Source organism: Actinomyces sp. SKVG-SVH-4(1) (assembly GCF_048514265.1).
GTDB lineage: Bacteria > Actinomycetota > Actinomycetes > Actinomycetales > Actinomycetaceae > Actinomyces > Actinomyces oris.
Genome location: NZ_JBGEVE010000001.1, coordinates 337,118 through 360,272, shown reverse-complemented (window position 1 = coordinate 360,272; position 23,155 = coordinate 337,118). Strand labels below are relative to the sequence as shown.

The following is a 23,155-nucleotide window of genomic DNA, read 5'->3' as shown; positions in this document are numbered from 1 at the left end:
GTCTGTGGGAGGATTCCCCGGTGAACACTCGCCGCGCTCCCCTCCCCGCCCAGTCGAACGGCTCTCAGCCGCCCTCCAGTGACCGGGTCGGCGCCAGGCCCCGCAGCAGTGGCGACACCGGTGCGGCGGGCCACGGCTTGACGCGCCGCGCCGTGGTGCTCGCGGTAGGAACGGCTGTGACCGCGGCGCTGAGCGGTTGCGGGCTGCGCCTGGGGAAGGGCTCCCCGGCGTCTCTGCCGTCGGCCTCGGCGGCAGAGACTGCTCGTGATGGACTGGCCAGGCAGGCTGCGCTCATCTCCTCCACCGCCGGCGTGGTCGCGCAGGCCGGCGGAGGGGATGCCACGACGACGGCCCTGGCCGAGGGGGTCAAGCAGACGGCCGATGCCCAGCTCGAGACCCTGGGCGGGGTGTGGCAGCCCTGGCCCTCTCAGGTGCCCTCCGCCTACCCCACGGTGGCTCCCGTGCCGTCAGCCTCGGCGGGCGCCTCCGCACAGGACCTGGCCACGGCCCTGGCCGATGGATCGACGCTGGCCCGCCGCGCGGCGATCGCCGCCGCCTCGGAGCAGGATGCCCGGCTCTTCACCTCGCTGACGGTGGCCTGGAGTCTCCAGCATGATCTCTTCCAGCCGCCGAGCTCGGCGGACAAGCCGCGGGTGGAGGTGGCGCAGGGCGCCAAGATCAGCTCCGGTCTGCTGACCTCCTACGACGCGGCCCGCTACGCCATGGAGGAGCTTGCCGCGCGCAGTGACGACTCCCAGCGCACTCGGGCGATCGCCGACGCCAAGGCCGCCACCTCCGTGGTCAACGCCGCGGTGGCCGCGGGCTCTGAGGACAAGCGGATGAGCGCCTACGCCCCTCCGAGTGAGTCGACCGATCCCAATGTGAGCACCCAGGTGCTCTGGGCCCGTCAGGTGTGGTCCAACGTCGTGTCGTCGGAGGTGCAGGAGGCCGGTTCCGCCAAGGCCTCCAGCCCGGCCCGCGAGGCGGCCGTCACCGGTGCGGTCGACGCCGCCCGGCGCGCCACCGCCTGGGGCACGGACTTCTCCTCCCTGCCCGGCTACGCCGCCTGACATGCGTCTTCTCGTGGCGGCCGTCGCCGTCATCGCCGCCCTGGCGGCCGTTGACCAGCTCTTCTTGTGGATGGAGCGCCGTGGCTGGATCTACTGGCGGCGCCGCAAGCGCGACCCCCGTGGCGCCCTGCTGGGTCCCATCGACAATGTCTTCAACCCGGCCCACGAGCACGTGACCCAGCAGCAGGAGACCCAGGAGCGCCTGGCCGATATCCAGGGCGAGGCAGCCCCGAGGTGAGACATGACGAGCGCAGCCGCCCCCACCACGCAACGCCCGCTGCGCCGGTGGACACGTCGAGTGCCGTTACGCGACTACCAGCAGAGTCTCCTTGACCGGCTCCATCCCGACGACGGATCCACGCTTCACCTGCTCGCACCACCCGGAGCGGGTAAGACCCTCATGGGGCTGGAGCTGGCCGTGCGCAACGGCCGTCGTGCGCTCGTCCTCGTCCCCACCACGGTCATCGGGGCCCAGTGGATCCATCAGGCGCAGAAGCTCTTCATCTCTCCCGCCGTCGGATCCCCGTCGGTCACTGGTTCCGTCGGCACCCACCTGCCGAGCGCACGTCCAGAGCAGGGTGCAGAAGCCGCGGACCTGACGGTGCTGACCTATCAGTCCCTGGCCGTCGTCGACTCCTCCCCTGCCTGGAGCGACGCAGCCCGCTCGCACTGGCTCACTGAGCTCACGGCCGACGGACGAGGCGCCGGGAGCGCCGAGGCGTGGCTGAAGCGCCTGGAGGCCGATAATCCCCGGGCCTACAACCGTGGACTCCGTGCACGCGCTACCACCATCCGCCGTCAGGTCGATGAGCTCGACGACGATGCCATCGACTCGATTCTGGGTCTCGGCGCCCGGGCACGCCTGGACGCACTCGTCACCGCGGGAGTCGCCACCATCGTCCTCGACGAGTGCCATCACCTGAAGGCCCACTGGGCCATCGTCGTCCACTACCTCGTACGGCGTCTGAAACGAGCGGGCCTGTCCCCCACGCTCATCGGTCTGACGGCCACTGAGCCCTCGGGTGAGGACCGGTCGGCCCGACGTTATCGTGCGCTCCTGGACGACGTCGACGCTGAGGTACCGGTTCCGGCCGTCATCCGCGCCGGTCACCTCGCCCCCTGCCGTCAACTGGCCTGGTTCACGCTCCCGTCCCCGGAGGAGACAACGTTCCTGGCCACCACCGGAGAGGAGCTCCATCACCGGGTGGGCGAGCTGCTGCTGAGCCCCGACGGCATCGACTACCTGCTTGAGGTCGTCGCCCCGCCTATGTCGTCCACGGCTCCCGTTGGCGGGAGCGGGTCGGGACCGTTGCCTCGCATCGCTGGAGCGGATGTTGACCATGCCCCTACGACAGCGAGGCCTCACGAGGAGGAGGAGCTGGTGCGTCGGATCGTTGCGGGTTTCGACGCCGACCCGCTGCTGGCCGCGTCCGCGGCAGCGCTGCTGCGCAAAACAGGCAGCTACCGGGGTACGGCTCTGAGTACTCGAGTCGTTCCGCTCCTGCCCGAGCTCGACCTGCTTGATCTTGACGATGAGCTCCGGCTCCTGGGCCGGTACGCTCATGACCGGCTTCTGGCGGCGCCGGAGCGCCGGCGGGACTGGGAGTCCACACGCGAGCTGCTGAGAGGTTTCGGGCTGTACCTGACCGATTCCGGTATCCGGGCGGGACGATCCCCGGTGGATACCATCACTGCCGCGTCCAGGGCCAAGGACACGGCCGTCGTCGACATCCTGCGTCACGAGCTCGACTCCATTGGCGAACGGCTGCGGGCAGTGGTCGTCACCGATGCGGCCGAGCACTCAGCTCCTCACCGAGCGCTCGACGTCCTGGGCCCGGCGTCACGCCCCGGCCCTGCGGGGGGCGCGGTGCGCTGCATGAGTACGCTGCTCAGTGATGCGGATCTGCGCTCCTTGCACCCGGTGCTGCTGACCAGTTCCCGCCTGAGCCTGGCCAGTGGTGACACCTCGCTGCTGGATCGGCTGCGTCGGAGCACCGGTCTCGCACTCCCCGCCACCGATGACGGCTGGATGCTCTCAGTCACCGGGCAGGGAGTTGGCAGTGCCGGGCTCGTCCTGGCCGTCAGTGAGCTGGTCACTGCCGGGGAGGTACGACTCGTCGTGGGCACCCGGGGGCTTCTCGGAGAGGGCTGGGACTGCCCTGCCATCAACACGCTCATCGATCTCACGGCGGCGACAACCTCGGCCTCAACACAGCAGCTGCGCGGTCGCACGATGCGTCTGGACCCTGGCTGGGTCGACAAGGTCGCTCACAACTGGTCCGTCACCTGCCTCCTGCCAAGCCATCCCCGACTGCGCTCCAACCCGGACCTGAACCGGCTGCGTCGCAAGGCCGAGCACCTGTGGTCACTGGTGCGGATCGATGATCCCGCGAGCGCCCCGGTCTCGGCCTCCGGCGAGCCTTGTGGCGCTCCTGTTGTCGAGACGGGGCTCGATGCCATGCTGCCACCGGTCCAGCGCCGCCTTCTCGACAAACTGGGTGACGGCGCCGCCCCAGAGGATATTGATGCCCTCAACTCCGCCACCCTGGCAGGCCTCGATCGTCAGGTCGAGTCGCGGCGATGGCTCGCTCAAGCACCCACGGCAGACCGGGTGTCACGACGCGGCCGTGGCCGCGTGCTGGAGGCGGTCGAGATCACGAGTGCCCCGGCCCTGCTGCGCCGGGGATCGCCCACGGCCTTCTGGAGTGCAGCGGCTCGCGCCGTTCTCGATGTTGCCCTGTCGCGATACGACCTCACTGCGGACGGGGACTCCTCTGACGGGCCCCGCCCCGACCTCGTAGTTCGCGAGAGTCCCACCGATTCGGTCGGCGAATCTGGTCCGCGAGTGCTGATCGGCCTGGACGGGGTGGGGACCCGTCAGAGCGCTCGGTTCGCCGACATCCTCACCGAGCTCCTGAGCTCCCCGGCGCGCCGTCCCCGTTTCATCCTCGAGGCCGCTACCGCAACATTGGCGCAGGGCACGGCCGAGCAGCCTCTGAACGGGCTGCGGCGTCTTCTGGGAAGGCTGCTGGCGCTGGGGGCATGGAACCACGATGACAGTGTTCACCTTGCGGTTCCGACGGCCCTGGCCCGCTCACGAGCCGATATGGAGGCCTTCGTCCGCTCCTGGTCCACACGGGTGGGTCCGTGCCGGCTTCACCTGGTTGCCGATGCCGATGACGCGGCAGCGCTCCTGTCCTGCCTCGGCAGCGGTGGTCCCACCGGACGAGTCGAGCTGCGTCGTACCAGGCGCTGGATGGAGGACTGAGCGGCCGTGCCGTTCAGTGACGGGCGGCCTCCAGGGCGGCGCGGACGGTGGTACTGAGCTCGGCTGCTGCGGCGTCGGCTGGCACGGAGCGGCGCTCGCCGGTGCGGCGGTCGCGGATCTCCACGGTCCCCTCCTTGGCCAGGTCCCGGCCGACAACCAGCGTGTAGGGCAGGCCGAGGAGCTCGGCGTCGGCGAACTTCACGCCGGCGGAGACCTTGCGGCGGTCATCGTAGAGGACCTCGACGCCGTCGGCGTCCAGGGACGAGGCGATCTGCTCGGCGACATCGAAGACGGCCTGGTCCTTGCCGGTGGCCAGGACCTGCACGTGGTAGGGGGCGATCTGGACGGGCCAGGACAGTCCCTTGTCGTCGTGGTTGGCCTCGGCCAGGGCGGCCATGACGCGGCTGACGCCGATGCCGTAGGAGCCCATGGTGACCACGCGGGCCTTGCCGTTCTCGTCCAGAACGGTCAGTCCCAGGGCCTGGGAGTACTTGCGTCCCAGCTCGAAGATGTGGCCGATCTCGATACCGCGGGCCAGGTGGAGGGGACCGGAGCCGTCGGGGGCGGGGTCGCCCTCACGGACCTCGGCGGCCTCGATGGTGCCGTCGGCGATGAAGTCACGCCCCATGACCAGATCCAGGACGTGCTTCTTGTCGGTGTTGGCGCCGGTGACCCAGCTGGTTCCCTCCACGATCCGAGGGTCGACGAGGTAGCGCACGGAGCCGGTGAGGACCTCGGTGCCGTCCTCGCGCTTCTCCACGCGCCGCAGCGGGGAGTTCGGGCCGATGGCGGTGGGACCGATGTAGCCGCGCACGAGCTCGGGGTGGGTCTCGAAGTCGGTGTCGCCGGCCATCTCGACCTCGGCGGGGGCGACGGCGGCCTCCAGGCGCTTCATGTCGACGTCGCGGTCCCCGGGCACGCCGACGACCAGCAGCTCGCGCTCGCCGCCGGGGTGGATGAGGGTGACGACGACGTTCTTGAGGGTGTCGGCGGCCGTCCAGGCCCTCCCGTCGGAGCGCGGGTAGGCCCGGTTGCACAGCTCGACCAGGGAGTCGATGGTGGGGGTGTCGGGGGTGTCCACCACGCGCGCCGGGCCGATCCCGGAGGCGTCCACGGCCTCGGGGACCACGGTGGTGACGGCCTCGGCGTTGGCCGCGTAGCCGCTTGAGGAGCGCACGAAGGTGTCCTCACCGATCTCGCAGGGGTGGAGGAACTCCTCGGAGTGGGATCCGCCCATGGCGCCGGCCATGGCGTTGACGATGACGTAGTCCAGGCCCAGGCGGGTGAAGATCCGCTCGTAGGTGTCGCGGTGGGCCTGGTAGGCGGCGGCCAGGCCGGCGTCGTCGATGTCGAAGGAGTAGGAGTCCTTCATGACGAACTCGCGGCCGCGGATGATGCCGGCGCGGGGGCGGGCCTCGTCGCGGTACTTGGTCTGGATCTGGTAGATGACGGCCGGCAGGTCCTTGTAGGAGGAGTAGAGGTCCTTGACCGCGAGGGTGAACATCTCCTCGTGAGTGGGGGCCAGCAGGTAGTCCCCATCCTTGCGGTCGCGGAGCTTGAACAGGGTGGGGCCGTAGTCGTCCCAGCGGCCGGTGGCCTGGTAGGGCTCGGCCGGCAGGAGAGCCGGGAAGTGGACCTCCTGGCCTCCCATTGCGTCCATCTCCTGGCGCACGATGTCCTCGATCTTGCGCAGTGTCCGCAGCCCCAGCGGCAGCCAGGTGTAGACCCCGGGCGCGGCCCGGCGGACGTAGCAGGCGCGCACGAGCAGTCGGTGGCTGGCGACCTCGGCGTCGGCCGGATCCTCGCGCAGGGTACGGATGAAAGAGGTGGAGAGTCTGTGCAGCACGGGGGCGATCCTACGGGGTCCGGTGCCCTGGCCCCAACGGGGCCCGCCCGACCGTACGAGATCACGCGATTCAGGACCGGCTGACCAACGACGACGCACCGGGCGAACCGGAGGCCTTGACGCTGGTCAGGGACGACTTGCGACCCTCGAGAAGGGCCCGATACGCTCCATCCCATCGGAGGGTTCGTTGACCCTCTTATCCCTGAATTCGGCCCGCGTCACATCCCCCTGCTCGCGGGCCACAGGCAAGGAAGCATATGGACAGGCACTCCTCCATCCGTGAGGGACACGGCCAGACGTGGGCGAAGGCCATTCTTCTGGGTGAGCACTCCGTGGTCTACGGCCACCCCGCCGTCGCCGTACCGCTGCAGGACCTGCGGATGCGAGCCACTGCGAGACCGACCTCGGGCCCCTCCACGCTGAGCAGCCTGGACTACTCGGGCCCCCTGACGCAGGCCGGACCGCGGTTCGCCAGCGTGGCGCGAGCCTTCGAGGTGGCCCGGGAGTTCTCCGGGTGCCTGGACCAGGCCCTTGAGATCACCACCGTCAGCGACTTCCCCCATGAGCGCGGGCTCGGTTCGTCAGCCGCGGCGGCCGGCGCGATCATCCGTGCGGTTCTGGACGCCTGCGGGCGCGAGGCCGCCGCGGACGAGCTGTTCGCCCTGACGCAGATGGCCGAGCAGATCGCTCACGGCAAGCCGTCGGGGCTCGACGCCGCCGCCACCTGCTCCCCGTGCCCCATCCGGTTCCAGGGAGGGCAGATGCGGCCCCTGAGCCAGCGCATTGAGAACGCCTCCCTCATCATCGCCGACTCCGGGATCCACGGCTCCACCCGAGAGGCCGTTGGAGGCCTGCGCCGGCGCTACGAGAACGATCCTGACAACATCGGCCCGCGTATCAACCGACTGGGAGCACTCACCCAGAACGCGATCATGGCCCTGGACCAGGCCGACGCCCCGGCCCTCGGGGTCGCCATGGATGAGGCGCACGCGGTGCTGACCGAGCTCAGCCTGAGCCTGCCGATCCTCGATGACCTCACCGAGGCCGCCCGCAGCGCCGGGGCACTGGGCGCCAAGCTCACCGGCGGAGGACTCGGCGGCTGCGTCATCGCCCTGGTCACCGGCGAGTCCGCCACGCGCCGGGTACGTGCCGCCCTGGAACAGGCCGGCGCACCGGAGACATGGAGCTATCGGATGCGCATCAGCGAGGTGGACGAGTGACCGCCGTACCCCCTGGAGCCGCTGCCGGCTCCTCCCCGTCCGCCATCGCGACCGCGACGGCCAGCGCGAACACCAACATCGCGCTCATCAAGTACTGGGGCAAGGTCGATGAGGCACAGGCGATCCCCGCCACCTCGAGCCTGTCCCTCACCCTCGGCGGCACCCGGACGACGACGACGGTCTCCTTCGACGGCGGGGACGGTGCCGCAGACTCGGTGACGATCAACGGGGTCTCCCCCAGCGCCGTGGAGCTGGGGCGAGTGACCCGGTTCCTCGACCTGGTGCGCGCCCGCACAGGCGTCTCTGCCCCGGCAACCGTCACCTCTCGGGCCTCGGTCCCGCTGGCGGCCGGCCTGGCGAGCTCGGCGGCGGGCTTCGCGGCGCTTGCAGCGGCAGCCTCCCGGGCCGCCGGCATGGATCTCGATAACCGGGAGCTCTCCAGACTGGCCCGACGCGGCTCGGGCTCGGCGACCCGCTCCGTCTTCGGCGGGCTGGTCCTGTGGAACGCGGGCCACGACGACGCCTCCTCCTACGCCGAGCCGGTCGCCTTCGAGATGGACCTGGCAATGGTCGTCGTCGTGCTCTCGCAGCGTTACAAGCCCATCAGCTCGACCCGTGCCATGCGGGCCACCATGTCGTCCTCCCCTCTCTTCCCCGCCTGGGTCGAGGCCAGCGGGAGGGACCTTCAGGTGGCGCTGGAGGCGGTCCGGGCGGGCGACCTGGCGCGGCTCGGAGAGATCGTCGAGGGTAACGCCCTGGGCATGCACGCCACGATGATCGCGGCCCGCCCGGGCATCATCTACTGGCTGCCGCAGACCGTGGCGGCACTGCACGCGATCCGCGCCATGCGCGAGGAGGGGCTGCCCGTCTGGGCAACGATCGATGCCGGCCCCAACGTCAAGGTCCTCACCGAGGGCGCCCGTGCCGAGGAGGTCGCCGCCGCGCTGCGGGACCGTCTGACCGGCACCACCGTCTCGGTGAGGCGTCCCGGCGGCGGGGTGCGTATCGAGGAGGGCCCATGCCCCTGACCTCTCGCGGCGGCGACGTGGTCTCCAGGGCGCCGGGCAAGCTCTACATCGCCGGAGAGTACGCCGTCGTCGAGCCCGGCCACCGAGCGGTCCTGGTCGCCGTCGACCGATTCATCACCGTGCGCATCACGCCCTGCTCCCCCGCCGGCGGGTACGCGGGCACGATCAGCTCGCGGCTCTACGCCACCGGCTCCAGGCCCTGGCGCCACCGACCGCAGGACGGCCAGGCCGAGGCAGTCGGAGGAGAGGACGACTACATCATCTCGGCGATCCGAGTCGTTGAGGCGCTGGTGACCCAGGGCGGCGGCCGGCCCCGCTCCTTCGACCTGAGTGTCTCCAGCGAGCTGGAGGAGGACGACGGGCGCAAGCTGGGGCTGGGCTCATCATCGGCGGTGACGGTGGCGACGGTGCGCGCCGTCGCCGTCTTCTACGGCCTGGCCGCCGACGACCTGACCGTCTACAAGCTGGCGATGCTGGCCAGTGACACGGTCCAGCCGATCGGCTCAGGAGGAGACATCGCCGCGAGCGCCATGACCGGGTGGGTGGCCTACACCTCCCCCGACCGCTCGTGGCTGCGCCGAGCCCGGCAGCGAGCCGGGGCCGGTGGCATGAGCGATCTCGTGGAGGCGGACTGGCCAGGTCTGAGCGTCCGCCGCCTGCCGTCTCCCTCATTGCGGCTTCAGGTGGGCTGGACCGGTGCGCCCGCCTCCACCCCGGCCCTGGTCGCCGACGTCCAGACCCGATCCCACGGGGCCGATGACTACACCGTCTTCCTGCGCGACAGCCAGGACTGCCTGGCTCGTCTCATCACCGCGATCGAGGATGACGACGCCGCCCGGATCATGCGCCAGATCGCACGCAACAGGGCTCTTCTGGCAGGGCTCAGCCGGATCGGCGGCCGGACCATCGAGACCACTGAGCTGGCGAGACTGGTCGAGATCGCGCTCGACCACGGGGCCACGGCCAAGAGCTCGGGCGCCGGGGGCGGGGACTGCGGAATCGCCCTGTGCCCACCGGCCACGGACCTGTTTGCACTGCGAGCCGCGTGGGAAACGGCCGGGATACGCCCTCTGGACCTGTCGGTCTACAGCCAGGACTCATCCGCTGCCTGCGCAGCCGACGCCGCTGAGGCACGTGCTGATTCCTCGACCGCCTCCCCCGTTAAGGTCACCCCATGAGCCACGAGCCCATCACCTCGCAGCGGGCCTCCCGTAAGGACGAGCACCTGGAGCTGGCGATGCGTCTGCACGGTCAGGACCGCGCCGGCGCCTTCGACGACGTCTCCTTCATCCATCACAGCCTGCCGGGTGTCAGCGCCGAGCAGGTCGATATCGGCACCACCGTCCTGGGCTGCCGCTGGGAGGTCCCGTTCTACATCAACGCCATGACCGGCGGAACGCAGGCAACAGCGGCTATCAATGCCGGTCTGGCCGAGGCGGCCGCTGAGGCGGGAGTCGCGATCGCCTGCGGTTCCCAGCACGTGGCCCTGCGTGCCCCCGAGCGGGCGGACGGCTTCCACGTCATCCGACACCGGGCCCCGGGCGCCTTCGTCCTGGCCAATGTCGGACCGACCGTCAGCCCTCAGGAGGCACTGCAGGCAGTGGAGATGCTGGAGGCCGATGCCTTGCAGATCCACCTCAACGCGGCCCAGGAGCTGGTCATGCCCGAGGGCGACCGCGACTTCACCGGCTGGAGCGAGGCGATCGCCGGCATCGTTGCGGCCGTACCCGTCCCGGTGGTGGTCAAGGAGGTGGGCTTCGGGCTCTCACGCCGGACGATCGAGGCCCTGGCGCGCACCGGCGTCGCGGCCGTCGACGTGGCCGGGGCCGGAGGCACGGACTTCATCGCCATTGAGAACGAGCGCCGACCGCAGCGCGACCTGTCCTACCTGGTCGGCTGGGGCCAGTCGACGGCGCTGTGCCTGCTGGAGTCGCTGAGCGGCTCGGAGCCGGTCAGCCTGCCGGTACTGGCCTCCGGCGGCGTGCGCAACCCGCTCGACGTCGTCCGGTCGCTGGCCCTGGGCGCCTGCGCCGTCGGCGCCTCCGGGCACGTCCTGCGCACCCTGGTCAAGGAGGGCCCCGAAGCCCTGTGCCAAGAGCTGCGAACCTGGAGCGAGCACGTGCGCATCCTCATGACCCTGCTGGGAGCGGCCGATGTCTCCCAGCTGCGTCGCACCGATGTTCTCATCACCGGGAGCACCGCCGAGCGGGCCCGTCTGCTCGGCGTCGACCTGACCCGTCTGGCGCACCGCAGCGATACGTAACCGTCACCAGGTGCTTCCGTCAAGGGGGATCGACCCCTCTGCCTTTCACTCCGACTGACTCATACAGTGCTGGTATCAGGACTCAACATCGGAGTCTCGCGTGGCCGATCGCAACAGACGTGCGGCGGAGGCCGGTCCCCAACCTCCGCCGCATCCCGCGAGAAGGAGGTCAGGCCAGAGCGGCCAGGGCCTTGACGATGCCGGGAGCCGCGTAGAGGGACATGAACTGGACGCCGTAGGAGACCCCCAGTCGGTTGAGCGACCCGCACGCGATTCCCACAAGCAGGACCCCGAAGACATTGGCCAGGCCTGCCTTCTGGTCAGCGTCGATGTAGGCCAGCAGGAGGACGAAGGCGACGAACAGCGCCAGCACCGCCTCGTGGGGAATGCGACGCATGACGAAGTAGGTGATCTGCGAGGACCAGCGCACGGCGATGACGTACGTGATCGCAACCGCGGCAAGAGCCCCGATGGTCACGGTGATGATGAATCCGGGCAGGTCCAGCAGGTGATGCAGGTTGTGCTGCTTGGTGTAGACCGAGCCCGCATTGAACAGCGGACCGGCGGGGCCGACGGACACCCCGGAGATCGGGACCCCGAGCGCCACCAGCGGAATGATGACGCCGGCCAGGTAGGTCGAGTGGGTCAGGGCGCTCATGACGGTCACTGCACGCTGCGCGCGGGGCACCCGGTCCTCCTTCTGGCGGGCCACGGAGGCCTCGCCCAGCAGGAAGGTCAGGCCCACCGGGCTGAGAATGAACAGAGGAGTGGAGACGGCGGCCATGGCGGCACTCCACCAGCCCTCGGACCTCGTGATGAGCCGCCCCGGCCACAACGCCTGTCGCTCGAAACCGGATCGCAGCAGCTCGGCCTTGGTGCGATTGCCGTGCGGCAGTGCCTCCCGACGCTTGGTATTAAGCAGCTCCAGGAGGGTCAGGAGCATGGGCCCCACGGTGATCCCGAGGAAGAAGGAGGTATTGACACTGGCCTTCTCAGGGATAATTCCCGTCCCTCGGTAGAGCGCCGGAAGCGCCTGGAACAGGAGTGCCATGGGAAGAATCGATACCAGGGAGAGAATTCGGTTCTTTCCGAGCAGGGCCAGAATCACGGCTCCGGCAGCCAGGACGATATCGGAGTTGGACTTGATCCAGTCGGCCATGGGCAGCAGCAGACCGGCAAGGAGGAAGCTCAGGGGAATGGAGATAAGGGTTCCGATGGTGGACCCAACCGCCATCTTCCGGATCGTGTCTGAGGCCAGGCCCTTGTTGCGCAGCACCATGGCGTGATCCATGAGCGGAGCGGACATGACTCCGCCGGGCAGTCCCACCAACGCCGTCGGGATCCCGTTCATGAGGTTGAGCGTGACCACGGCGGATATGAAAAAGGCGAGCACCACGTGCGGTGGTGCCCCAGCCAGGATGATCGCCAGAGTGACGGGAGCCAGCACCCCGGTCTCATCGGTCCCGGGGATGAAACCGATGAAGGTGTAGAGGACCACGGCAGCCAGGATGGCGGCCACCATCATGAGGAGAAGGCTCACAGTCACTGGTCTCCCCCTTCACTCGCCCCGACGTTCAGCTCATCGACAATAGTGACCTCACGTTTAGGAGTCACAAGGAAGCAGCAGGCGATAAATCCGATAGTGGAGGCCCCCAGCCCCCAAAACAGCGGCTTGCCTCCGAGATAAACGGAGAACAGCACCGCCGCGATGACGCATATCACTGATATCACGAGACAGATGACCAAATCTCTGGGTGATACGAGGTCATTCCAGACCTCGATATTGTTCTGACGCTCCGTGTCCTCGGAGCCGACATCATCAGTACTGCGCACGATTGGTGATCGTAGGCGAGCCGCCCAAGACACTCCATATGTTGTTCACCATGACTTTGCAGGCGCCGTGTAACAAAACAGCATCGTCCTTGCGGTCTCGCTGGGAACGTTCACAGGAGCACCGTGGCGAACAGACCCACCTGCACGAACCCCAGGGACCGGTAGAGCGCCAGGGCGGGGACATTGTAGTCGTTGACGTAGAGGCTCACGACGCCGTCGGCGCCGACATGGTCCCGGCGCACGGCGTCCACCACACCGGCCAGTGCTGCCGCCCCGACTCCCCGCCCACGCAGGTCGGGGCGGGTCCACACGCCGGTGAGCTGGGCGACGCCGCCTGTCGGGGAGTGCCACAGGGCGCCGACGTCGGCCTTGAAGGCCACCGCCCGGGGCGATCCGGGCTGGACAGGACCTCCTGCGCCGTCGTCGAGGACGACGTAGCTGCGCCGCTGCTCGATGAGCCAGCCGACGTGGCGCCGGTATCCGGAACCATCGGTGGTGGGGTCGTAACCGAGCTCACCGACGAACATGTCCACCGAGGCCGGAAGAACCATCTCCGTCTCACTGGGATGCGCCCGGCGGACCGCCTGCCCCACCCAGGACAGGGACGAGTGACGGGACCGGTACCCGACGCTCAGCCCCCCAGTCGGGCGAGGTGCGACCAGGACCGGCTGCTTCCAGCGCTCCTGACGGGAACGCACTCCCTGCTCGCTGAGCGCGCCCCAGATCGCTGTGACGTCCCGGGCCGGCCCGCAGACCGAGCCGTGCCTGGACAGGCGGGGTCGGCAGTGCTCGGCCAGCGCCCGGATCTCGCCGGCATCGGCCGCCCGCAGACCGTGCTCGGGGCGCCCTGCCAGACCGAAGGGCATGAGGGAGCCGACCGACCAGGCCGCGGCGACGGGCTGCGCCAGTCCGCCCAGGGCGACGACGTCTCCGCGCCCCCAGCGGTTCCAGCGCTGCATCTGCTGGACCAGGCTCACGGCGCAGACCGGTTCCAGGGCGCACAGCGACATGACTCCCGACACCTGATCGGAGGGAACCGGTGTCAGGCGGTCGGCGTGACGCTGAGCGCGTCTCGTCTCACGGTGCCGCAGGAAGCTCATGCCCGTCAGGTCTGGGCCGACGCTGGAAGCGCCTGGCCCTCACCGGTCCTCAACCGGCGGCGGAGACCATGGGAGCGGTGCCAGCCAGTGCATCCTCACCGAGCTCCTCGGCCATCTCAGCGGCCATGACCTCGGCGTGCTTGAGGAGGGTCTCAACGACCTGGTCCTCGGGGACGGTCTCAACCACCTGGCCACGCACGAAGATCTGACCCTTGCCGTTGCCCGAGGCGCAGCCCAGGTCTGCCTCACGGGCCTCGCCGGGGCCGTTGACGACACAGCCCATGACGGCCACGCGCAACGGCGCGGTGACCTTCTTGAGTCCCGCCTCCACCTCCTCGGCAAGGGTCCACACATCCACCTGAGCCCGGCCGCAGGAGGGACAGGAGACGATCTCGAGCTGGCGCTCGCGCAGCCCCATGAACTCTAAGAGCTTGGTGCCCACCTTGACCTCCTCGACCGGAGGAGCGGACAGCGAGACTCGGATGGTGTCGCCGATGCCCTCGGCCAGCAGGGTGCCGAAGGCGGCGCAGGACTTGATGGTGCCCTGGAAGGCGGGGCCGGCCTCGGTCACGCCCAGGTGCAGGGGCCACTGGCCGGCCTCCGACAGGAGCCGATAGGCCTGCACCATGGTGACGACGTCGTGGTGCTTGACGGAGATCTTGAAGTCGTGGAAGTCGTTCTCCTCGAAGAGCCCGGCCTCCCAGGTGGCCGACTCCACGAGCGCCTCGGGGGTGGCCTTCCCGTACTTCTTGAGCAGGCGCTTGTCCAAGGAACCGGCGTTAACGCCGATGCGCAGGGAGACGCCGGCGTCGGAGGCGGCTTTGCAGATGTCGGCGACCTGGTCGTCGAACTTGCGGATGTTGCCGGGGTTGACGCGCACCGCGCCGCAGCCCGCCTCAATGGCGGCGAAGACGTACTTGGGGTTGAAGTGGATGTCCGCGATGACGGGGATGCGGGACTGCTTGGCGATGATCGGCAGTGCCTCGGCATCTTTGTCAGTAGGGCAGGCCACGCGGACGATGTCGCAGCCCGCGGCCGTCAGCTCGGCGATCTGCTGCAGAGTGGCACCGATGTCGTGGGTCTTCGTGGTGGTCATCGACTGCACGGTGATGGGGGCGTCTCCACCGACGCTGAGGCTGCCGACCCGGATCTTGCGGGTGGGTCGGCGCGCTGCCAGGACCGGGGCCTGGGCACGCATCGTAGGGATGCCAAGAGCGATCGCTTCAGTCACCCGTCCAGTATGTCACCCGCCCTGCCCGGCCCAGCGCCTCCGGTGTGTGGCATCGCTCCCGCCGGTACCGATTTGCTCACGCCCTGCCAGGCCCTGCGTGCCTCACAGCGGCGCCGCGATATCCACCCACACCAGGACCAGGGCCATGGCGATCAGCAGACCGAAGACGACCTGACCGACGGGCAGCATCCTGGCCGTGTCCACGGGGCCCGGATCGGGCTTGCCCTGCGCCTTGGCGATCGAGCGCCGGATGCCCTCCCAGCAGGCTCCGAGCACGTGCCCGCCGTCCAGTGGCAGCAGGGGCACCAGGTTGAAGGCGAACAGCGCCAGGTTGAGGCTGCCCAGCAGCATGAGCATGGTGCTCACCCGCATCGACAGGGGGACCGCCCCGCCTCCGGCCACACCTCCACTGGTGGCATTTCCGGCCATGCGCCCCATGCCCACCAGGCCCACGACGCCGCTGTCGGCGCTGCGCTGCTCAACGCCCAGCGCCGCCTGAACGGCGTGATAGAGGCCCACCGGAAGGGTGGCGATGGCCTTGACCGTCCCTCCGATGGCCTGCCCGATGATGCCGGGGATCTTGGCGGGACTCAGGGGAATGGTTCCCAGCGACGGGGAGATGCCGACATAGGGGCGGGCCTGGGTGCGCACGGCCCCGGAGGCGTCCTTGACCGGGGCGCCCTGCGCGTCGCGAACGGTGCGCTGGGCCTCGACCGCGGTGACCCTCACGGTGCGCTCGGCTCCGTCGCGCTCGATGACGACCTCGGTGGGGCTGGTGCCTTGGGCGGCGATCCGGGCCTGCAGCTCCTCCCAGGTGGAGACCTTCACCCCGCCCCAGGAGACGATCCTGTCGCCGACCCGTATGCCGGCGGCGCTGGCGGGGCCGACCGGGTCGGAGTCCTGGCAGGGGGCGCCCGCGTCGATGTCGGACGACACGCAGGGCGCCACGGTCGACAGCGTCGTCGTGCGTCCGGGGATGCCGACCACGCCGACGGCCACGGCCAGCAGCACGATCCCCAGGACCAGGTTGGTGAGGATCCCCCCGGCCATGACGACGAGCTTCTTGGGGACGCTGAGGTGGTAGAAGGCCCGGTGCTCCTCGCCGGGCTGGATCTCCTCCAGGGCCTCGGCGCGAGCCTCGCCCACCATGCCCAGGCTTCCGTCCTTGCGTCGGCGGTCCGGTCTGCCGGGCCTGGCCGGAGGCAGCATGCCGACGAGCTTGACGTAGCCGCCCAACCAGATGGCCTTGACGCCGTACTCGGTCTCCCCGCGCTTGAACGACCAGATCTTGGGGCCGAAGCCGATGAAGTACTCGGGTACCTTCACGCCGAACTTCTTGGCGGGGATCATGTGCCCGAGCTCGTGAAGGGCCACTGAGACACCGATCCCGATGACGAGGATGACGATGCCCAGGATGTAGGCCAAGGTGGTGCTCACGAGTGCGTTCCTCCGTTTCGTGCCGCGATGAGCTCGTCGGCGCGGGCGCGTGCCCAGGTCTCCACGGCCAGGACGTCGTCGAGGCCCGGGTCGGTCAGGCCCTCGTGCTCCCCGACGACGGCCGCATCGATCTCGACGATATCGAGCCACTCCAGGCCACCGGCGAGGAAGGCGGCGACGGCCTGCTCGTTGGTCGCGTTGAGCACGGCCGGGTGGGTGTCCGAGGCCGCCACGGCGCTGCGGGCCAGGTCAACGGCGGGGAAGGCGGCGCCGTCCAGCGGCTCGAAGGTCCAGCTGACCGGTTCACGCCAGTCGTTGGGAGCCACCAGGCCCGACAGGTCGGGGCGCTCGGGCCAGGTCATGCCCAGGGCGATGGGCAGGCGCATGTCGGGCGGGGAGGCCTGGGCGATGGTGGCGCCGTCGGTGAACTCCACCATGGAGTGGATGACGGACTGGGGGTGGACGACGACGTCGATCCGCTCGGGTGCCACGTCGAACAGGAGGTGGGCCTCGATAAGCTCGAGCCCCTTGTTGATGAGGGTCGAGGAGTTGATGGTCACCACCGGCCCCATGTCCCAGGTGGGGTGCTTGAGGGCGGCGGCGGCACTGATTCCGGTGAGCTCGGCGCGGCTGCGCCCACGGAAGGGGCCGCCGGAGGCGGTCAGGACCAGCCGCCGCACCTCGCTGCGTCCGCTGAGGACGGGACTGGTCAGTCCCTTCTCGTGGCGCCCGCAGGCCAGGGCCTGGGCGATGGCGGAGTGCTCGGAGTCCACGGGGACGATCTGGCCGGGTCGGATCAGCGCCTGGCGGACCAGGGCGCCCCCGACGACGAGGGACTCCTTATTGGCCAGGGCCAGGCGGGCTCCGCTGGCCAGGGCGGCCAGCGTGGGCAGCAGTCCCACCGAACCGGTGATGCCGTTGACGACCGTGTCGCCTGCCCCGAGCTCGGCGGTCTGGACCGCCGTGGTGGCGGCGTCGGGGCCGGTGAGGATGGTGGTGACCGGGTCGGGGCGGCCGACCTGGGCGGCTGCGGCTCTCAGGGCCTGGCGCAGGCGGCCGGCGAGATCCTCTCCCCCGCCGGTGACGGCCAGGACGGGAACCTCCCAGGTGATGGCCTGGCGGGCCAGGAGCTCCAGGCGCGATCCGCCGGCAGCCAGGGCGGCCACTCGCGGGGCGTGCTTCCCCAGGCGGGAGAGGACCTCGAGCGTCTGGGTGCCGATCGACCCGGTGGATCCCAGGAGGACCAGTCGCTGTGGGTTGTGGGAGGGCGCTGCTGCGTGGCTGGTCATGGAGTGGCGGGTTTCCTCAGGACGGGCTCGACGGGCGTGACTCACTCGACGGATAGGAGGACCTCGACGACGCGCGCCAGGTAACGGTCGACGCTGGGCTCACCGTAGGCCTTGTTCCCCCGGGCGCGGCGGAAGACCGCTCCGCGCACCTCGCTGGAGGTCAGGGTGGTGTCGGAGTCGAAGTAGCCGGCGATACGGTCCATGAGGGCATCGACGTCGGTCTTGTCGTAGCCCTGTCCGGAGGCCGGGGCGAAGCGCTCGCCGGCCGGGCGCAGCAGACGCGGGTAGAGGGTGGTGGCGAGCTGGGTGACCTGGTCCATCCAGGCCTGGCGGCCGTTCTTGGCCACGAAGGCCGCGCGACGGCGCTGGAGGAAGGCGGCCTCGAGCCGGTCGAGGGCGGCGTCCACGGCCTGGGGCTGGTAGCCGCGCAGGACGACGTCGAAGGCGACGGTGCGCACGCCCTCGGAGTCCATCTCGTCGAGCTCACCGGCGTCGTAGATCTCGTGAGCCGTCTCGAAGTAGCGGTCCACCTGCTCGGGGCGGTAGCCCGGTCGCAGGAGCGCTGACTTGGGGAACATGTCGCTCATGTCGTCTTGACCCTCTCCTGGTTGAGTACCTCGGTCGCGAGCTGACCGCAGGCACCGTCGATGTCGCTGCCTCGAGTGTCTCGCACTGTCGTGGTAATTCCGGCACGCCGGAGCGTGTCGACGAACATATCCTGAACCGCAACCTCCGAGCAGGTCCAGATGGAGCCCGGAGTGGGGTTGAGCGGGATGGGGTTGACATGGGCCCATCCGGTGTCCCTGCGGTTGAGCTCGTCAGCGAGCAGCTGGGCGCGCCAGGCGTGGTCGTTCATGTCCTTGATGAGCGCGTACTCGATGGACACGCGCCGGCCGGTGGCCAGGAAGTAGTCGTGGGCGGCGTCGAGCAGCTCGCCGACCTTCCACTTGGAGTTGACGGGGATGAGCTCGTCGCGCAGCTCGTCGTCGGGGGCGTGCAGGGAGACGGCCAGGGTCACCGGCAGCCCCTCGCCGGCGAGTCGGCGGATGAGGGGGACGAGTCCCACGGTGGAGACGGTGATGCCACGCGCCGACAGGCCGAAGCCCTCCGGGGCCGGGTCGATGAGCCGGTGGAGGGCGCCGACGACGTTCTTGTAGTTGACCATCGGCTCGCCCATGCCCATGAAGACCACGTTGGACAGGCGGGCCGGTCCCCCAGTCAGCTCCCCAGCGGCCGAGGCCTGGGCGGCGTGGCGCACCTGCTCCACGATCTCCCCGGTGGACAGGTTGCGGGTCAGGCCCATCTGACCGGTGGCGCAGAAGGGGCAGGCCATGCCGCAGCCGGCCTGGGAGGAGACGCACAGGGTGGTGCGCTCCTTGTAACGCATGAGGACGCTCTCGACGCGCACGCCGTCGTGCAGCTCCCACAGGTGCTTGATGGTGCGCCCGCCGTCGGCGCGCAGGGCTCGTACCGGGGTGATGAGCTCGGGCAGCAGCTCGGCGCACAGCTGCTCGCGCTGGGCGGCGGGCAGGTCGGTCATGTCCGCACTGTCGCGGGTGAAGTGCGTGAAGTAGTGGCGTGAGAGCTGGTCGGCCCGGAAGGAGGGCAGGCCCGAGTCCTTGCAGGCGGCCTTGCGGCCGGCCAGGTCGAGGTCGGCCAGGTGGCGGGGGGCCTTGCCGCGCGCGGCGGGCACCGCGAAGGACAGGCGCGGTTTGGCGTCGGGGCTGGTGGCGCCCTCCGGGGGCTGGTCGGTGGGCATGACCTGGACCCGGCCGTCATGTGGCCGTCCGGTGATGCTGACGGGCTGCGGGCGCCGGGGGCGCTGCTGTGCTCGCGATGGACTCACGCTCGTGCTCCTCGTGTCCCGGGGCTGGGGAGGGCCGGGCTGGTCGATAGGGGTGGGTGCGGCATGCGTCCCTATTTCACCAGGAGGGTGAAGGCGTAGACAAGTGGAGCGGCCACGAGGATCGAGTCGAGTCGGTCCATGATTCCGCCGTGCCCGGGCAGGAGCGTGCCCATGTCCTTGAGTCCCAGGTCCCGCTTGAGCAGGGACTCCCCCAGGTCTCCCAGGGTGGAGACGATCACGGTACAGGCGCCCAGTGCGGCTCCGGTCCACCAGGGGCCGCCGATGGCCCAGACGCAGCCGGCACCGGTGGCGACGGCTGCGATGAGGGAGCCCATGAGCCCCTCCCAGGACTTCTTGGGTGAGACCGAGGGCGCCAGGGGGTGACGGCCGAAGGTGATGCCGGCCATCCACCCGCCGGTGTCGTTGGCGGCCGCCAGGGCGATGAGCATCATGACTTTTCCCACTCCGTGCTCCTGCACCAGGAGCAGGACCGCGAAGCCGGCCAGGAAGGGCAGGTAGGTGGCGGCGAAGACCGACGCGGCCGCGGCGCTGGAGCGCGAGCGGCGGACCTCGTCGTGGGCCTCGGTGCGGGGGATGTCGTGGCCGGCCTGCTCCAGGACGGTGCCGACCTCCGCCTCGGCCTGGTCCATGAAGCTCCACAGGACGCAGGCGCCGACGGTGGCGACGTAGGCCCCGAAGGCCGCCTCCGCTCCCACCTCCCAGGCGCACACGGAGATTCCCAGGGTCCCCAGCCACAGCGGCGCCAGGGGCAGGCGGATGCGCTTGCGGGCGAAGGCCGCCGCCAGCTCCCACAGCGCGCCGCACACGGCCAGGACGACGACGCCCACGAAGATGACCTTGTAGAAGGCCAGGGACCCCAGGACCACGGCGATGAGCACGACCGCCACCCCGATGGCGGCGGGCAGGTTGCGTCCCGCCCGCCCGGTGGCGGGCAGGGGGTCGTGGTTGCGCGTGGGGCGCGGGTTCAGCAGAGGCGACACGGGGCTCACAGGGGTTGACGGGACAGGGCGGGAGGCCGGACGGTGGCGCGGCCGCTCCCGGGACGAGGCGGCTCAGACCTCGAGCAGCTCGGCCTCCTTGGCGCTCAGGGCGGCGTCGATCTGCTCAACGAAGCGCTTGGTGAGGCCGTCGAGCTCGTGCTCGGCGCGCTTGACGTCGTCCTCGCCGGCCTCGCCGTCCTTCTTGATGGCCTCGAGCTCCTTCTTGGCCTTGCCGCGGATACCGCGCACCTGGACGCGGGAGTCCTCGGCGCGGGAACGGGCGAGCTTGACGTAGTCCTTGCGGCGCTCCTCGGTCAGTGCCGGCAGGGTGACGCGGATGACGGTGCCGTCATCGGTGGGGTTGACGCCGAGGTCGGACTCGCGGATGGCGGTGACGATGTCCTTCATGGCGGAGCGGTCGAAGGGGCTGACCAGGACGGTGCGGGCCTCGGGGATCGTCAGGGAGGCGAGCTGCTGGAGCGGGGTGGGGGCGCCGTAGTAGTCCACGACGATCCCGTTGAACATCGAGGGGTTGGCGCGGCCGGTGCGGATGGTGGCCAGCTCGCTCTTGGCGGCCTGGAGGGCCTTGTCCATCTTGTCCTCGGCCTCGAGCATGACGTCGTCGATCATGGTGCTTCCTTTACTGGGCGGTCGTGGGTTCGTCAGGTAGTGATCGGCCATCGCGGGGATGGCTGCGGGTTGGGAGGGTGTGCCGGCCGTCTGCGCCGCACGCGGTCACGGAGCTCGAAGGGGCCCTCGGCGGCCCGTCGGAGCTCGCAGCCGGGTCAGTCGCAGCTGACGAGTGTCCCGATTCTCTCACCCAGCAGGGCTCGGGTGATGTTGCCGGGCTCCCCCATGCCGAAGACGCGCATGGTCAGGCCGTTGTCGCGGCACAGGGCGAAGGCGGAGGCGTCGACCACCTGGAGGCCGTCGGCCAGGGCGCGCTCGTAGGTGAGCCGGTCCAGGCGCCGGGCATCGGGGTTCTTACGGGGGTCGGCGGTGTAGACGCCGTCAACCCCGTTCTTGCCCACGAGCAACTCGTCGCAGTGGGTCTCCAGGGCGCGCTGGGCCGAGACGGTGTCCGTGGAGAAGTAGGGCAGGCCGGCACCGGCGCCGAAGACGACGACGCGGTTCTTCTCCATGTGGCGGATGGCACGCAGGGGGATGTAGGACTCGGCGACCTGTCCCATGGCGATGGCGGTCTGGACACGGGCGGGCACCCCGGCCTTCTCAATGAAGTCCTGCAGGGCCAGGGCGTTCATGACGGTTCCCAGCATGCCCATGTAGTCGGCGCGGGCGCGGTCCATGCCGCGCGAGGAGAGCTCGGCGCCGCGGAAGAAGTTCCCGCCTCCGACGACGACGGAGACCTGGACTCCGGCGCGCACGGCCTCGGCGATCTGGCGGGCGGCGTCGGAGACGACGTCGGGGTCCAGACCTATGGCTCCGCCACCGAAGACCTCACCGGAGAGCTTGAGTAGAACACGTCTGGGGTGCGTGCCGTGGGCGACGCGGTCGTCACGAGCCGGTTCCTGACTCATTGCGCTATGTCTCCTGGGTTCGGTGGGCAGGCTTGGCACAGCCTACCCCGTCCGGGCGGGCACCGGGCCACGATGAGCGTCAACCCCGGCGGTCAGACACACCATGGGGCCGTGCCATGGGACCAGGGCCACGCTGAAGACGTGCTCGAGGAGGGCGCCCCGGGGAACAGACGGTGAGGGATGTCGATGAGTGGGGAGAGAAACGGGGGGGGGGGGGGGGGGGGAGAACCCCTCCCCCCCCCCCCCCCCGCCCCGATCAGTGAGCGGATCAGGCGCCGACGCGGAAGCGCACGAAGCCGGTCAGCTCGCCACCGGTAGCCTCGACAACCTTGCCGACCGTGGTCTTGGGGTCCTTGGCGAAGGCCTGGTCGACCAGGACGTTCTCCTTGAAGAAGCCGTTGAGACGACCCTCGACGATCTTGGGGATGGCCTTCTCGGGCTTGCCCTCGGCGCGGGTGGTCTCCTCGGCGATGGCGCGCTCCTTGTCCACGACCTCGGCCGGGACGTCCTCACGGGTGGCGTAGGCCGGGGAGTAGGCGGCGATGTGCATGGCGACGTCGTGAGCCACCTCGGCGGCCTTGGCGTCGGTGCCCACCAGGACGCCGACCTGCGCGGGCAGGTCGGGGTTGGTGCGGTGCAGGTAGAGCTCGATCTTGTCGGCCTCGAGGCGGCCGACACGGCGCACGACGATCTTCTCGCCGATGACGGCCTGCATGCCGTCGGTGAGCTCCTTGACGGTGGAGCCGTCGACCTCAACCTCGGCCAGGGCCTCGGCGTCGGTGGCGCCGGAGTCCAGGGCGGCGGTGAGGACCTGCTCGGCGTAGTCGAGGAACTTCTGGTTCTTGGCCACGAAGTCGGTCTCGGCGTTGATCTCGACGAGGACGCCGACCTGGCCGTTGCCGGAGTCGACGACCTTGGCGGCGATGAGGCCGGCGGAGGCGGCGCGGCCCTCGCGCTTGGCAATGCCCTTGAGGCCCTTGACGCGAATGATCTCGATGGCCTTCTCGGCGTCGCCGTTGGCCTCGTCGAGGGCCTTCTTGACGTCGAGCATGCCCGCGCCGGTCTTCTCGCGCAGCGCCTTGATGTCAGCGGTGGTGTAGTTCGCCATGAATGTCTCCTGGTCAGTCAGTGACTAATAGACGTGTGAAAAAGGACGAGTGAGAGGTGCTCACAGCGCAGGGACGC

General features: G+C 69.8%; 20 protein-coding genes. 7 read left to right on the top strand and 13 right to left on the bottom strand.

The genetic code is table 11. From position 1 onward, the window contains the following. Positions 1-20: 20 nt before the first annotated feature. Genes AB7V09_RS01405 through AB7V09_RS01395 form a run of 3 tightly spaced genes read left to right on the top strand, consistent with a single transcriptional unit; the run spans position 21 to position 4,338 of the window. The gene (locus tag AB7V09_RS01405; protein ID WP_279015093.1) at positions 21-1,070 is read left to right on the top strand and encodes a Tat pathway signal protein; all 1,050 of its coding nucleotides are present in this window, start codon (positions 21-23) and stop codon (positions 1,068-1,070) included. 1 nt (position 1,071) lies between these two features. Then, the gene (locus AB7V09_RS01400; protein WP_279015090.1) at positions 1,072-1,308 is read left to right on the top strand and encodes a hypothetical protein; all 237 of its coding nucleotides are present in this window, start codon (positions 1,072-1,074) and stop codon (positions 1,306-1,308) included. Positions 1,309-1,311: 3 nt separating this feature from the next. Then, positions 1,312-4,338: a DEAD/DEAH box helicase family protein gene (locus tag AB7V09_RS01395; RefSeq protein ID WP_419142697.1), complete on the top strand. Its 3,027-nt coding sequence runs from the start codon at positions 1,312-1,314 to the stop codon at positions 4,336-4,338. Between the two features lie 13 nt (positions 4,339-4,351). On the opposite strand, the gene AB7V09_RS01390 is transcribed toward AB7V09_RS01395, so the two are convergent. After that, entirely contained in the window at positions 4,352-6,184 is a 1,833-nt protein-coding gene (locus AB7V09_RS01390) for a proline--tRNA ligase (RefSeq protein ID WP_419142696.1), read from the bottom strand. 257 nt (positions 6,185-6,441) lie between these two features. Here AB7V09_RS01390 and mvk point away from each other — a divergent pair, with 257 nt between their 5' ends. From mvk to fni, 4 genes are read left to right on the top strand one after another with little or no spacing between them, the layout of a single operon-like run. Then, positions 6,442-7,404: a mevalonate kinase gene (gene mvk, locus AB7V09_RS01385; RefSeq protein ID WP_419142695.1), complete on the top strand. Its 963-nt coding sequence runs from the start codon at positions 6,442-6,444 to the stop codon at positions 7,402-7,404. Continuing rightward, a complete protein-coding gene (gene mvaD / locus AB7V09_RS01380) occupies positions 7,401-8,432 on the top strand; it encodes a diphosphomevalonate decarboxylase (protein WP_279014462.1) in 1,032 nt (343 codons plus the stop codon). The genes mvk and mvaD overlap by 4 nt, the downstream gene beginning before the upstream one ends. Further along, positions 8,423-9,610, top strand: coding sequence for a phosphomevalonate kinase (locus AB7V09_RS01375; protein ID WP_419142694.1), 1,188 nt, complete (start codon positions 8,423-8,425; stop codon positions 9,608-9,610). The genes mvaD and AB7V09_RS01375 overlap by 10 nt, the downstream gene beginning before the upstream one ends. After that, a complete protein-coding gene (fni, locus tag AB7V09_RS01370) occupies positions 9,607-10,695 on the top strand; it encodes a type 2 isopentenyl-diphosphate Delta-isomerase (protein WP_419142693.1) in 1,089 nt (362 codons plus the stop codon). Before AB7V09_RS01375 ends, fni begins: the two co-directional genes overlap by 4 nt. Positions 10,696-10,864: 169 nt before the next feature. Here the strand turns inward: fni and AB7V09_RS01365 are convergent, their stop codons facing one another. From AB7V09_RS01365 to tsf, 12 genes are all read right to left on the bottom strand, one after another. Continuing rightward, entirely contained in the window at positions 10,865-12,241 is a 1,377-nt protein-coding gene (locus tag AB7V09_RS01365; RefSeq protein WP_419142692.1) for a tripartite tricarboxylate transporter permease, read from the bottom strand. After that, entirely contained in the window at positions 12,238-12,528 is a 291-nt protein-coding gene (locus tag AB7V09_RS01360; RefSeq protein ID WP_075415160.1) for a hypothetical protein, read from the bottom strand. The genes AB7V09_RS01365 and AB7V09_RS01360 overlap by 4 nt, the downstream gene beginning before the upstream one ends. 110 nt (positions 12,529-12,638) lie before the next feature. Further along, positions 12,639-13,628, bottom strand: a complete 990-nt coding sequence (locus AB7V09_RS01355) for a GNAT family N-acetyltransferase (RefSeq protein ID WP_081385359.1) — start codon at positions 13,626-13,628, stop codon at positions 12,639-12,641. A 49-nt stretch (positions 13,629-13,677) separates the two neighbouring features. After that, on the bottom strand, positions 13,678-14,859 hold the full coding sequence (ispG, locus tag AB7V09_RS01350) for a flavodoxin-dependent (E)-4-hydroxy-3-methylbut-2-enyl-diphosphate synthase (protein WP_419142691.1): 1,182 nt from the start codon (positions 14,857-14,859) through the stop codon (positions 13,678-13,680). A 102-nt stretch (positions 14,860-14,961) separates the two neighbouring features. Then, positions 14,962-16,296 (bottom strand): M50 family metallopeptidase, encoded by a 1,335-nt coding sequence (locus AB7V09_RS01345; RefSeq protein WP_075415158.1) that lies wholly within the window; start codon positions 16,294-16,296, stop codon positions 14,962-14,964. Then, positions 16,293-17,585 carry a 1-deoxy-D-xylulose-5-phosphate reductoisomerase gene (gene dxr / locus AB7V09_RS01340; RefSeq protein WP_419142690.1) on the bottom strand — a complete coding sequence of 431 codons (1,293 nt, stop codon included), beginning with the start codon at positions 17,583-17,585 and terminating at the stop codon, positions 16,293-16,295. The genes AB7V09_RS01345 and dxr overlap by 4 nt, the downstream gene beginning before the upstream one ends. A 41-nt stretch (positions 17,586-17,626) precedes the next feature. Beyond that, positions 17,627-18,172, bottom strand: coding sequence for a DivIVA domain-containing protein (locus tag AB7V09_RS01335; RefSeq protein WP_003786395.1), 546 nt, complete (start codon positions 18,170-18,172; stop codon positions 17,627-17,629). Next, the gene (gene rlmN / locus AB7V09_RS01330) at positions 18,169-19,431 is read right to left on the bottom strand and encodes a 23S rRNA (adenine(2503)-C(2))-methyltransferase RlmN (RefSeq protein ID WP_075253297.1); all 1,263 of its coding nucleotides are present in this window, start codon (positions 19,429-19,431) and stop codon (positions 18,169-18,171) included. Before rlmN ends, AB7V09_RS01335 begins: the two co-directional genes overlap by 4 nt. A 71-nt stretch (positions 19,432-19,502) precedes the next feature. Continuing rightward, the gene (locus AB7V09_RS01325) at positions 19,503-20,432 is read right to left on the bottom strand and encodes a phosphatidate cytidylyltransferase (RefSeq protein WP_009407305.1); all 930 of its coding nucleotides are present in this window, start codon (positions 20,430-20,432) and stop codon (positions 19,503-19,505) included. 72 nt (positions 20,433-20,504) lie between these two features. Then, a complete protein-coding gene (gene frr, locus AB7V09_RS01320) occupies positions 20,505-21,062 on the bottom strand; it encodes a ribosome recycling factor (protein WP_003786400.1) in 558 nt (185 codons plus the stop codon). A 155-nt stretch (positions 21,063-21,217) separates the two neighbouring features. Next, a complete protein-coding gene (gene pyrH, locus AB7V09_RS01315; RefSeq protein WP_009407162.1) occupies positions 21,218-21,970 on the bottom strand; it encodes a UMP kinase in 753 nt (250 codons plus the stop codon). A gap of 268 nt (positions 21,971-22,238) precedes the next feature. Continuing rightward, entirely contained in the window at positions 22,239-23,078 is an 840-nt protein-coding gene (gene tsf / locus AB7V09_RS01310) for a translation elongation factor Ts (protein WP_003786404.1), read from the bottom strand. Positions 23,079-23,155: the final 77 nt, after the last annotated feature.

Bases quoted from the DNA above. Each gene is read 5' to 3' on its own strand.
- AB7V09_RS01400 (WP_279015090.1), top strand. From the start codon at position 1,072: ATGCGTCTTCTCGTGGCGGCCGTCGCCGTCATCGCCGCCCTGGCGGCC.
- AB7V09_RS01395 (WP_419142697.1), top strand. From the start codon at position 1,312: ATGACGAGCGCAGCCGCCCCCACCACGCAACGCCCGCTGCGCCGGTGG.
- mvk (WP_419142695.1), top strand. From the start codon at position 6,442: ATGGACAGGCACTCCTCCATCCGTGAGGGACACGGCCAGACGTGGGCG.
- AB7V09_RS01375 (WP_419142694.1), top strand. From the start codon at position 8,423: ATGCCCCTGACCTCTCGCGGCGGCGACGTGGTCTCCAGGGCGCCGGGC.
- fni (WP_419142693.1), top strand. From the start codon at position 9,607: ATGAGCCACGAGCCCATCACCTCGCAGCGGGCCTCCCGTAAGGACGAG.
- AB7V09_RS01355 (WP_081385359.1), bottom strand. From the start codon at position 13,628: ATGAGCTTCCTGCGGCACCGTGAGACGAGACGCGCTCAGCGTCACGCC.
- dxr (WP_419142690.1), bottom strand. From the start codon at position 17,585: ATGACCAGCCACGCAGCAGCGCCCTCCCACAACCCACAGCGACTGGTC.
- AB7V09_RS01335 (WP_003786395.1), bottom strand. From the start codon at position 18,172: ATGAGCGACATGTTCCCCAAGTCAGCGCTCCTGCGACCGGGCTACCGC.
- frr (WP_003786400.1), bottom strand. From the start codon at position 21,062: ATGATCGACGACGTCATGCTCGAGGCCGAGGACAAGATGGACAAGGCC.
- pyrH (WP_009407162.1), bottom strand. From the start codon at position 21,970: ATGAGTCAGGAACCGGCTCGTGACGACCGCGTCGCCCACGGCACGCAC.
- tsf (WP_003786404.1), bottom strand. From the start codon at position 23,078: ATGGCGAACTACACCACCGCTGACATCAAGGCGCTGCGCGAGAAGACC.